Origin of the sequence: Huaxiibacter chinensis, from assembly GCF_022171985.1 — a bacterium.
GTDB classification, from domain to species: Bacteria; Pseudomonadota; Gammaproteobacteria; order Enterobacterales; family Enterobacteriaceae; genus Enterobacter; species Enterobacter chinensis_A.
In genome coordinates, this window is sequence record NZ_JAJVHF010000017.1 from 42,632 (window position 1) to 53,556 (window position 10,925).

Annotated in this window: 17 protein-coding genes; all 17 read left to right on the forward strand. The window is 46.2% G+C overall.

The genetic code is table 11. The annotated features are described in order from the left end of the window. Positions 1-158: 158 nt before the first annotated feature. A complete protein-coding gene (locus LZP96_RS21920) occupies positions 159-536 on the forward strand; it encodes a hypothetical protein (RefSeq protein WP_000645320.1) in 378 nt (125 codons plus the stop codon). Positions 537-627: 91 nt separating this feature from the next. Then, a complete protein-coding gene (locus LZP96_RS21925; RefSeq protein ID WP_000069824.1) occupies positions 628-1,056 on the forward strand; it encodes a hypothetical protein in 429 nt (142 codons plus the stop codon). Positions 1,057-1,120: 64 nt separating this feature from the next. Continuing rightward, positions 1,121-1,378: a hypothetical protein gene (locus LZP96_RS21930; protein ID WP_001290639.1), complete on the forward strand. Its 258-nt coding sequence runs from the start codon at positions 1,121-1,123 to the stop codon at positions 1,376-1,378. Positions 1,379-1,533: 155 nt separating this feature from the next. Next, positions 1,534-2,142 carry a polyamine aminopropyltransferase gene (locus LZP96_RS21935; protein ID WP_000833775.1) on the forward strand — a complete coding sequence of 203 codons (609 nt, stop codon included), beginning with the start codon at positions 1,534-1,536 and terminating at the stop codon, positions 2,140-2,142. A gap of 170 nt (positions 2,143-2,312) precedes the next feature. Further along, the gene (locus LZP96_RS21940; RefSeq protein WP_000104393.1) at positions 2,313-3,563 is read left to right on the forward strand and encodes a site-specific DNA-methyltransferase; all 1,251 of its coding nucleotides are present in this window, start codon (positions 2,313-2,315) and stop codon (positions 3,561-3,563) included. 294 nt (positions 3,564-3,857) lie between these two features. Then, on the forward strand, positions 3,858-4,178 hold the full coding sequence (locus tag LZP96_RS21945) for a hypothetical protein (protein WP_000834113.1): 321 nt from the start codon (positions 3,858-3,860) through the stop codon (positions 4,176-4,178). A 242-nt stretch (positions 4,179-4,420) separates the two neighbouring features. Then, on the forward strand, positions 4,421-4,747 hold the full coding sequence (locus LZP96_RS21950) for a hypothetical protein (RefSeq protein ID WP_000556022.1): 327 nt from the start codon (positions 4,421-4,423) through the stop codon (positions 4,745-4,747). Between the two features lie 65 nt (positions 4,748-4,812). Continuing rightward, complete coding sequence (locus LZP96_RS21955) at positions 4,813-5,070, forward strand: hypothetical protein (protein WP_001052325.1); 258 nt, start codon at positions 4,813-4,815, stop codon at positions 5,068-5,070. A gap of 229 nt (positions 5,071-5,299) precedes the next feature. Next, positions 5,300-6,091, forward strand: a complete 792-nt coding sequence (locus tag LZP96_RS21960; protein ID WP_000774871.1) for a hypothetical protein — start codon at positions 5,300-5,302, stop codon at positions 6,089-6,091. 50 nt (positions 6,092-6,141) lie between these two features. Continuing rightward, entirely contained in the window at positions 6,142-6,342 is a 201-nt protein-coding gene (locus LZP96_RS21965; RefSeq protein WP_022646497.1) for a hypothetical protein, read from the forward strand. A gap of 1 nt (position 6,343) precedes the next feature. Continuing rightward, a complete protein-coding gene (locus LZP96_RS21970) occupies positions 6,344-7,312 on the forward strand; it encodes an IS5-like element IS903B family transposase (protein ID WP_072223036.1) in 969 nt (322 codons plus the stop codon). Between the two features lie 116 nt (positions 7,313-7,428). Further along, positions 7,429-7,758: a hypothetical protein gene (locus LZP96_RS21975; protein WP_000140246.1), complete on the forward strand. Its 330-nt coding sequence runs from the start codon at positions 7,429-7,431 to the stop codon at positions 7,756-7,758. Between the two features lie 153 nt (positions 7,759-7,911). After that, the gene (locus LZP96_RS21980) at positions 7,912-9,324 is read left to right on the forward strand and encodes a hypothetical protein (protein WP_022646499.1); all 1,413 of its coding nucleotides are present in this window, start codon (positions 7,912-7,914) and stop codon (positions 9,322-9,324) included. A gap of 249 nt (positions 9,325-9,573) precedes the next feature. Continuing rightward, entirely contained in the window at positions 9,574-9,813 is a 240-nt protein-coding gene (locus LZP96_RS21985; RefSeq protein WP_001180999.1) for a hypothetical protein, read from the forward strand. 62 nt (positions 9,814-9,875) lie between these two features. Next, positions 9,876-10,187, forward strand: a complete 312-nt coding sequence (locus LZP96_RS21990) for a hypothetical protein (RefSeq protein ID WP_000172888.1) — start codon at positions 9,876-9,878, stop codon at positions 10,185-10,187. After that, positions 10,184-10,378, forward strand: a complete 195-nt coding sequence (locus tag LZP96_RS21995) for a hypothetical protein (protein WP_000159617.1) — start codon at positions 10,184-10,186, stop codon at positions 10,376-10,378. Before LZP96_RS21990 ends, LZP96_RS21995 begins: the two co-directional genes overlap by 4 nt. Before the next feature lie 54 nt (positions 10,379-10,432). Then, entirely contained in the window at positions 10,433-10,882 is a 450-nt protein-coding gene (locus LZP96_RS22000; protein ID WP_000241453.1) for an HNH endonuclease, read from the forward strand. The last annotated feature ends 43 nt before the right edge of the window (positions 10,883-10,925 follow it).

Genomic DNA, 10,925 nt, shown 5'->3' on the forward strand with positions numbered 1-10,925 from the left:
ACATCACAAACATTGTGGGTTTCATAATCCTTTTTGTTATTTAAAAAGGATGTGTTCAATTCTAATTAAAGGTGGTATTTTTTTTGAAAGTTTGCTGGGAGGTTATTAGCTGGGGGGATGGGTAACAGTATAATAAGTACAGATGAAAAGGAGGTTTTATGAAAGCGTTAGACGTGGTTTCAACTCAACTCAACTTTATTAATCTGTTGGATCAGGCAGGATATGCTCTTTCAGAAATTGTTGTAAAACGCTTCAGTGCTGCACCAGCCTTTAACGAAGGGCACTGGTTGTTCATTGCAGAGCAGGATAACCGCTACATTGAAGTGGTCTGTATTCTCTCTTTAGCTTCAGAAAGCGGAGAGCAGCATATTGATGTTTTTATTAATATGTTCGAAGACCCGATTGATGATGTTATTTCACGAAACATTGAAACCAAAACCTTTGCGACGCTTTATAAATACATTGAACGTATACCTTTTACTCCGGGTGTAAAGAAAGAATTCTTGAGCAGTATTGAGAACATCAATTTTAGTTAATCAAAAACCACAACTTTTTGCCACCAAGTTATTAGGTAATGCTATCAACCTGATATAATTACCTTAACATGAATATGAGCGGAGCCGGGTTATGTCTAATAATACTGAAGTCATTAGCTGTGATTTATTTTCAACTCTATCTTCACTTAATTTTAGCACCGAGGATATTACAGGTTTGACTCCGGCCAACTTTCGAAAGGGAGCTTTCTTACATGCAAAAATTTCTGCTAGCCAGGCCACGCGAGCGACTGATATTTCCATTCAATTACTCACGGATCGTGTTTCAGGTGAAATGAACTACGTAATAGTAATTGGCAGGCACGAAGGACTCCTGCAAAGCGAAGCAATTGACCCAAACGCTGATAAGCAATACCGGGAAAACCGTTATTCTCGCCATTTTATCTCAGTAACCGATGCCAATACCAAAGCCCTGAAAAAAACCTGCAAGGTAATGAAAACATATATCAAAGAGCAGGCATTTAAGCCTAACACCTGGGGGCACAGTTTCATTAAGGGTTGATTTATTCTTGCCCCGGTGAGCCGGGGCAACGCTAAATTAACCTCAAACTGTGCTGGAGGCACAAATGTCTGAAAAACACTTTATCGTTAAAATCCAGAACCGAAACGGCGACCATGAGAATAGCTATGTTCGGTTACTCGTCAGCGATTGTGAGAAAAATGCTTGCCAGACGGCACTCATTTCAGAGTGCCATGGCGAGCTTGAACAGCTGAGTTTTGAAGACGGTGGGGTTTACGACTACAACGGCGAAAATCACTACAGTGTCAGGAGCTGCGTGGAGGTTGCTCCAGAAGACGTTGCAACTTTGCAACGCTTCCTTTAACACCTGCGACATTTGATTAAATATCGGGCGTCCGCTACAGGATGCCCGTGATTTAAACGATTCCTCAAAGATCGCTGTCACTCCTGATAACTGTATTAAGAGCAGGTTTGTGATAGGTTCAGCGTAACAACATTACTGGAATTTTGGTTGCCTTGATGAAGAGCTGCTTTTCTGATTTACCCGTTAAAGACGGCACGTCCGGAACCTGGAAACTGGACACATTCGAAATTACCGCAGATAAGGCGATGAGCCTCGCCCTTCGTGCCGAGTATACAGGTAATACAGACGAGTTTATCCCGCCCGGTAGATATCGGCGTTTGTCCAACGGCTGGGATGTGGTGATGTCCAATACCCCGATGGAGATCAGAACCTGCCAGGATTTTTTAGAGCGAGCCACCGGGCGCGTGCTCATTAATGGTCTTGGTCTGGGGATGGTGCTTCACGCCATTCTTCAAAAAGAAGATGTAACCCATGTAACAGTAATTGAAAAAGAACAGGACGTTATTAACCTCGTTGCGGCCTCGTTTGCAAACGATCCTCGCGTTGAAATTATCCATGCTGATGCAATGATGTATTGCCCACCAGCAGGCGTCACGTACAACGCATGCTGGCACGACATATGGCCAGACTTCGCAACAGCTAACCTCTCACAGATGGATAAGCTGGAAATTAAGTACCGGGACATCTGTGAATGGCAGGGCTCGTGGGGCAGGGAGGAGTGTGAGCAAAAGCACATTGAGTTTCAAAATCTTGGGGCTGATTGAGTACAACTTTTGAAGGTGTCTCCGCTAAAGAAGACTGGGTCTCTTTGCGCATGCCCAGCTGTGCTGCATGACCTGACAAAGCCTATAAATAAACAGATCGGTTTGATTTAGTAATCCCCCTTCCAACCATCAGGCCGATATTTAAACTGCATCTCCATTAAGGATGGCTGATGAGCACGATTTCTACGGATTTAATTGCACGGATCTACGCAGCCTCCGAATTGCCGTTGAGCAACGACGAGCTTTATCGCGAAGTGCAGCGTGAAACTGGCATGTCGGATGCCGAATTGCACGAACTGAAAGAATTTGGGTCAGATAAAACCAGAACCAGCGGCGTCAAACACAAAGTACGCTGGTTTCAGCAGACTCTTCGGCAGGCCGGAGTCATCGAACGCGTTCCAGAAAAACGGGGCGTCTGGAGATACTCCTCTAAGACGAAAACAAACCTACACGAGTCATGGGAAAAGCTCTGTGTTGTCGGTTTCTCAACTTCTCTTGGGGCATCGGTTTTTGGAAACGCCTATGCCTTCTTCAGCAATATCACAGAGCAAATTCATCTTTGCCTGACCTCGCCGCCTTACCTCCTTCGAAATTCAAGAGACTACGGGCATGGCGGGGGGCGTGGCGAGCAGGTTTATATTGACTGGCTTCTGCGTATCCTCGAACCGATCGTGAAACAGCTTGTACCCGGCGCAAGTGTGGCATTGAATATCACTCAAGATAGCTTTAATAGGGGCAGGCCTTCACGTTCTCTGTATCTGGAGCGTCTGACACTGGCATTATGTGACAAGCTGGGGCTTGAGCTCATGGACAGGCTTCAGTGGGTGAATCGCAGTAAGCCCCCATCGCCAACGCACTGGGCATGTAAGCAACGAGTGCAGCTCTGCTCATCGTATGAGCCTGTGCTGTGGTTTACCAATGATGCGAGTAAGGTTCGTTCAAACAACTTACGTGTACTGCAACCGCATTCAGAGCAGCATCTTAAATTGCAGGCAGCAGGCGGTGAAAATCGCACGACCTTTTATGGTGATGGGGCGTACCAGCTTAAAAGCGGATCCTTTGGAAATAAAACAGAAGGAACGATCCCCAAAAATACTTTGTTTTACGGCAATAGCTGCGCTGATACGAGATTTTGCCATTCCATTGCCCGCGAGCTAGGTTTTCCGCTGCATGGTGCAACGTCTCCTACCAGGCTTGCAGCGTTTCTGATTGAGTTTTTGACAGAGCCGGGAGATCTTGTTGTAGATCCCTTCGCTGGCCTGCATAAAGTTCCCATCGCAGCCGAGCGACTTGGCAGACGTTGGCTGGCGACGGACAAAATCATGGAATGGCTGGCGATTTCCCGAAACCTTTTTACGGCCGCACCGGGATATAAGAGTAACCCCATGCTGGACGAGCTCGCCGAACTGTATCGGGCTTAATGCAAGTTAACGGTTTTGATAAAGTGGTTTGAAGCGACAAGCGGTTTATTCATTTTGCATTGTTTCTACCATAAAATGACAATATTAACGGCTTAGCATACGCCGCAGAGATAATTAGGGTGCCATTCATTTCCGGTTGTCTGTATTAACGAGTGTATTCAATATTCACTTGTTTCTCCGATATAGACCCAACAAAAAAAACTGATGGTTGTGATACAGAACTTGTTGAATTAACATCCGGTACATTAACTATATTGGTAATTTAGACGGTTTCTAAATTAAAGGTGGACAGATATGAAGTCAGATACAGAAATGGTTTCTCCTATCGAGTTGCACATTGGCGATCATGTCCAGCGGCATGGTGCTTTATTTGAGGTTATGCATATTGTTGAATCCGAATGCGATATTCCCGGCGGCATCCGGGTAGCAGCATGCATTTCACGGGTTATCGGTGACGTTACGGGCAATATTCCTCGTGGTTGGCTGGAAACACCGAAGCGTATGGCTGAGCGAGGAGTTAAGTGGGCGACGAGTCTGCCTGAGGGGCTTTACTTTAACATCCAGGGGAACGCACATGCGAAAGTAAGCCGGGTTATTCGTAATGTGACTAATTGAAACTTTTTTCTGAATTGCGGTGTAAAAGTTACTTTTCACCGCATCGTTTTCCCTAACTACTAAATCAGAGCTTCTCTGAAATAAGCGGATTTAACCGCTAGCGATTTATTCAGGCCATTTTATTCTAATCATTATCCTACACTTCAAAAATATTCATTATTTTTTCTTCTGACCTATTAGCCAGAATTCTCGATTCGGTATCATTTACTTACGGTAAATCTTTTGAAAACGAGGTAAATGGCATGCATTCTCAGGATCCTATCACGAAATTAACCCAGACGTTGCAACGCGACGATGGTTCTCAGGTTCGTATTGTAGCGCAGCGGGGATATGGAAGTGGGCTTACAGCCTCGCTTGATGTGTACGTTCTCCGTCGTGATTCCTCTGAAAGCAACTGGTCACTGTGCGGAAAAGATCCTCACCCAGAGTGGAGAAAGATGTCAGTAGATGAGTATCAGAAATTTGGACGCTCTGAAATGCTGCGTTATGCCACACCAGGTGAAATTCTCAGGGTGGCATCCGCTATTGGCCAGCCAATGAGCTTCCTCGATGGCAACCCTGCGTTTTAGCCCGAACCCTGGCGACGCCTTTTAAACCGGCGTCATTCTTTTTACGAGCAACAGACGGAGAAAAAATGAATCTGAACGAACGAAGCACGAGCGCAGCAACGCCAGATTTGAGCCGACTTTATCTCATTTCCGGGCGCATTATGTTTGATGATGATGATCAGGCCTACCTGGTCGAAGCCGACTCCCCTGGTGATGCAGAGGAGGCTTTCCGGCATCATATTGCTGACAGTGCCGACGACTTAGAAAAGGTGATTATAGTTTCCTCTACAAGTTTCGCTTCAGCTCACAGCAGTCGCGTAATTTGTCGGCCTGCCGTGAAGTAATTTCAACTTCCAATGATATTTCCCTCTTTATAAAAGCCGCCGTCTGGCGGTTTTTATTTGCAAAAATGAATATTAATCCTGAATGATATTAATTTAAGATGAGGTAGTGTTCATATTCTTCTTCTTAATATTTTTTCTAAAAAAACGCCTTCAGGTTATTAGTTGGTATTAGTGTATTTGTTATGATCTTCTCATCAAATACATTAATTAAATAATCAAGGAGTCAACTGTGGCAGATAATTATACTCAGGCGTCGTTTATTATTCCCTGCACTCAGGAGCAGGCAAAAATGGCACAAGAAGCAATCACATTCGTTACCGAAGCAGAAATTGCAGAAGGTGAGCGTTTGCTTGATAAGCCACTGACAGATTGTTCTCTGACTGAGAAGCTGATCCTCAGTATTATCGAGAACCACCCTGAGTATGACCCTTCTGAGCCGAGCTTTGGGCAACCATCCTGCCCAGACTGCAATTATGAACTGTTGTTCGCAACAGAAGTTACCAGCAGTGGGCTGGCAGTTTTTCATGGAGAGACCATTGATCTTGACCATGCAATTTGCCTCACAACTGCCGTGCTGTCGGTATTCGACCTCTCGGAAATGGTAACAATTACTGCTGCATTTACATGCAGTAAAAGCCGGACAGATGAATTTGGGGGTATGACTATTCTGGTCACAAAGGATACCCACTATTACCAGGATGGCTGTCAGTTTTCTCGTCTCATGAATGAGGCTCACAAAGCCGGTATCCAGTATGCTCTGTGTAAAGTGACGCATTACCACGGTGAGAGCAGCTATGTGGCAAGCTATGTCCTGAGCTGCGACGTAGCGGATTCAGCCCAGGAGGTCGTTAACAAACGACTGAAGGCATGTGCCGGAAAAGAGCCAGAAGACGGAATCTATATTCTGTGTGAAGAAGACAACACTAGTCTTTCGGTCGAACTCGTTACAGAACTGTCTCCGCTCGATTACGACAAGCTGAGCAAGCTTCTCCCTTCCCTTGACACCCTTTGCGGCGCTTAAGCCTGCCAATTACCGTAGCCACCGGTTTCCCCGGTGGCCTGGAGCCTGCCATGACCAATAAATTCATAGTTTCTACCGTTGATTGTATCAATGAATTTGCAAGTGACGTTCCGCAGAGTGTTTCCTTACGGATAGATACAATGCTTGAACAGCGTATCCGCAAATTGGCGGCATACGTGAAAGAAAACGATCTTCATTTAACTGAGTTTTACTTCTATGAGGCTTTGTTGAATAAATCGAACTTTTGCTGAGTTGAAGGATCAGATCACGCATCTTCCCGACAACGCAGACCGTTCCGTGGCAAAGCAAAAGTTCAAAATCACCAACTGGCCCACCTACAATAAAGCCCTCATCAACCGTGGCTCCATAACTTTCTGGCTGGATGATGAAGCTATTCAGGCCTGGTATGAGTCGGCAACGCCTTCATCACGGGGAAGACCTCAGCGCTATTCTGACCTTGCCATCACGACTGTGCTGGTCATTAAACGCGTATTCAGGCTGACCCTGCGCGCTGCGCAGGGCTTTATTGATTCCATTTTTTCTCTGATGAACGTTCCGCTACGCTGCCCGGATTACAGCTGTGTCAGCAGGCGGGCAAAGTCGGTTAATGTCAGTTTCAAAACGCCCACCCGGGGTGAAATCGCACACCTGGTAATTGATTCCACCGGGCTGAAGGTCTTCGGTGAAGGCGAGTGGAAAGTCAAAAAGCATGGCCAGGAACGCCGCCGTATCTGGCGTAAGCTGCATCTCGCCGTTGACAGTAAAACACATGAAATCATCTGCGCTGACCTGTCGCTGAACAACGTTACGGACTCAGAGGCCTTCCCCGGGTTAATCCGGCAAACCCACCGGAAAATCAGGTCAGCCGCCGCCGATGGCGCTTACGATACCCGGCTATGTCACGATGAACTGCGGCGTAAGAAAATCAGCGCGCTTATCCCGCCCCGAAAAGGTGCGGGTTACTGGCCCGGTGAATATGCAGACCGTAACCGTGCTGTTGCGAATCAGCGGCTGACCGGGAGTAATGCGCGGTGGAAATGGACAACAGATTACAATCGTCGCTCGATAGCGGAAACGGCGATGTACCGGGTAAAACAGCTGTTCGGGGGTTCACTGACGCTGCGTGACTACGATGGTCAGGTTGCGGAGGCTATGGCCCTGGTACGAGCGCTGAACAAAATGACGAAAGCAGGTATGCCTGAAAGCGTGCGTATTGCCTGAAAACACAACCCGCTACGGGGGAGACTTACCCGAAATCTGATTTATTCAACAAAGCCTCTTTTCTTTTAAAAATAAATTATTCAGATTTATTTTCTATTGATTTAATGAGGTAGGGAATGACAGAAAGTGCTTTGCTTTTGCGAGAGGCATTTAATGAATCGGTTAACTATATGACATGGTCTTTTTATTCACTGATAACTGCTTACGTTTCGATGGCTTTTTATGATAGAGTTGAGGTTAAGACCCGAATAAATAATTATCTGAATAAGTTACTTTTCGTGATTGCTATGTCCGTTTTTATCCCAAATATGTACTTTGTTTCAATGGTGTTCAGTCAGAAGTTAGGCACCGCAGCTGGCGTTGCGTCATTCATTATTGGGCTACTTTTCATGATGTTAAACTCGGCACCTGTAATTACTGGTATCGTACAGCAGCGCAAAGATTGAGTTTTATGAGTATAGTCAGTTGGGTTTTCATCTGTTTTATCAGACTTAGAAAAATGAAATCTTTCAATTCATTGATTTTAAACGCAAAAAAATTTCTAAATGATCAGAATTATAGGGTGCTCATTTTGCACAGCAGTAGGGGTTGACCATTCAATGGAAACGCTCCTTCGAACTGACCCGGAGAAATACGGTTATCAGGCTGGCCTGAGTCGTCTTCAGCGATTTCTTTCTAAGATCCAGTACGACTGGAGCCTGCGGGATTATATCGGTCGTAAAGTGTTCGAAGGCGGATATGTGCGTCTTCAACCCAATATCTTTTCTTCGTCCCTGACTGAACGTCTTTTTCATGCCTGTTGCAGCCTTGATTATGTTGAAGCAAGACGTGCGGCAGAGCATCGCAGAAAGCTACTTTCCGGCGAGGTTGACGATACGGCTTATAACCGTCGTATGGCTGAGCCACAATTTCGGCTTGTACAGGAAGCAAACGTGATCCACGTTGATTTCCTCTGGTCGTTGCACTGTTTCAACCCTCGCCCGTTTCGGGCAATTGAGATCTATCGCAGGGTCTGGGAAGAGGCCGATCTGGACCTTCTTGAGGATGAGCCTGACATGCAGCCTGTGCCCCGTACACCAATGCCAGCTCCACTCTGGATGAAACTGCCCGGAGGCCGGTTCGGTACAGCTTATGATGGACTGACTGATACGTTGCCGCTGATGACCTATTTTGACGGGCAGGCTGACCCCAGGGCTTCACGTAGCCTAAAGACCGGAGAGAGCAGTTCTGTCGTCGTGGCATTCGAGGAAGAGGATGAGCTGACTGTTGAAGAAGATACGGCGTCCTGGATTATCTGGCATGAATACGACGGGTTACGCCAGCGCATCGCTGACGGTGAGTTTACTCCAACGACTGCTGCTCAGTATCTTCTTCGTTATGGCGCGGTCCGAATTTCAAAAGGCAAGGGCGCTGTCTATCATCGTCTCGCACAGCGGGGACAAACCTTTTCCCGCCTGGGGATAGGCGACAGAGTGTCGCTTCCAGAGCTGGTTGCCAGTCGGCGTTTTAAAATACTCAGTGATTCTGCATACCGTCAGGTTGTAGCCCGGAAATTGCGTGGACAGATAAAAAAGTTCAGATTCTGGGCATGCGTAGCTGCCTGTGTTCAGTTGCACGTACACAACAAGACGGCACTCGGAGAAAGAATTTTAACGTTACTCGAAGGTGAGAGGGAACAGCAACAAGGTGCGATCCAGGCGAAGCTGAAGGCGGGAATGATGGATGCAGTTCTAACTCTGTGTAACCAGCGACTCCGGGTGAAAGAAAATACTAACCAGCCAGAGGAGTTCCGCTATTACCGTGCCGTAAGAGCTCGTTTCATGCGCCATTTATCTGAATGCCTTAAGCCAGAAAATGGCGGCGTTATCCGTGACGTTATCTGGGAACTGAGGGTGCTGAGCAGTGCTCACGGTACGACCAAAACAGGTTTTTACTATGTCGATAGCAATCGCCCGACAGCGAAAGGACTGTTAAACCGCCTTCTGATGAGGATGGTCAAGCAGGTCGTATAAGCGTCTGAAACGCGAAACACACGAAAATGGAGGGGTTATACAAAAAAAACTTAGCTTTGATCGTGATGTAATGTGGACATCATGTCCAAGCGTTGCTGCATCCAGAAAAGTAACTTTAATCCTGTTGATACAGCCCTTGCATTACCTGTTTACGCATAGCGTGGAAACGTTCTAATTAAACCAGACGAATATAAATTTAAATTAATTCACTCACCCCCGGAATCGGGGAACTAAACAAAAGGATCATCAATGCAAAATCAAAATACACCCGCTCAGGAAAAACACACCGTATACCTTTTTAATGCCGAACATGCTGACAAGACAGCCGCCAAGCAAGCCGGGAAACTCTTCACGCTGGACATTGAACACCCAATGACCCTCAACGATCTCTCGCTGCTGTGTGAGTCGGTCGCGGACGCTGTGGGAGCACCTGGCGGAATTAAATATGAAATCACAACAGAGCCTAATGGGGTTCAGGAGGAATACTGAATCAGTGTGGTGTGAGTCCATTTTAATTTGACGTTTCATGAGTTCTATCGAGAGGCTGAAGTATGACTTTGAAAATGGAAAGTTCCCGGACTTCCAAGCCTGAGGGGCCATTTGTATTAATCACTTTTGAGGGGGACGAATTTCTTTTTGATGACAGACATAATGTCGTCAAGATAAATGGCAGGCCTAAAAAAATGGATGTAAAGCGAAATTATTTTGAGTCCGATCTGGGAGAAGGGAAAGCGAAATACTGGACTTTAAATATCGAAGAGGCTCATCGGTTCAATTCGATTGATGAAGCGACAGAACAACTTTGTAAACTGAGTCGCCCTCATCTGATCAAAATTCGCAAAGTTGAGGGGGTATCTGAATGACCAAAGAGATGTTTTTACGCATTTTAAATGAGGCACAGGCTCGTGTGGATAACGATTCGCTTCCGCTTGATGTTCGTATCCGGTCACGCACCACGGTAAATGATTGCGTCATCCGGGCAGATAAAGAGGGGTGGCCTATTGAGTATAAACAGAAGGTCTGGGTAGATGCAGTCAGTGGCTGTTATCTTTAGCGGTTACTTAAGCCAGTTCCTGTGCCCGTGAGCTTAGTAAAGGCGGAAAATGATATGGTCAAGGTGATAAATATCAACGGGAATTTAGTTGAATTACCTGAGCCCTCAGCAAAGTTATCCAAAGCTGAATCACCTGATGGTAGGTTCTCAAAACCTAAAAATAAGATCTCTAAAATACAGCGAGCTGAGCTGCGAATGAAATTTGGGGGGCGTTGTGCCTATTGTGGTTGCAAGCTTCCTGAAAAAGGGTGGCATGCCGATCATGTTGAGCCTGTTCGACGCGACTTTGAACTGGTGAGAGCCCCTGTCGGCAGCGGCGTAACTCATGTTGCCCGAAGTACGGGTAAGGTTATGCACCCTGAACTGCATGCTATAGAAAACTTATTTCCATCATGCGCCCCCTGCAACCTTTTTAAAGGAGCTTTTAGTGTTGAAGGAATGAGAAAAGAAATGGCACTGTTGCAAATAGTCGGTGGTGATAAACTTATCATCCCCTTTTGCTGATGGAGCTGCACATGAACCCATTCAAAGGCCGGCATTTTCAGCG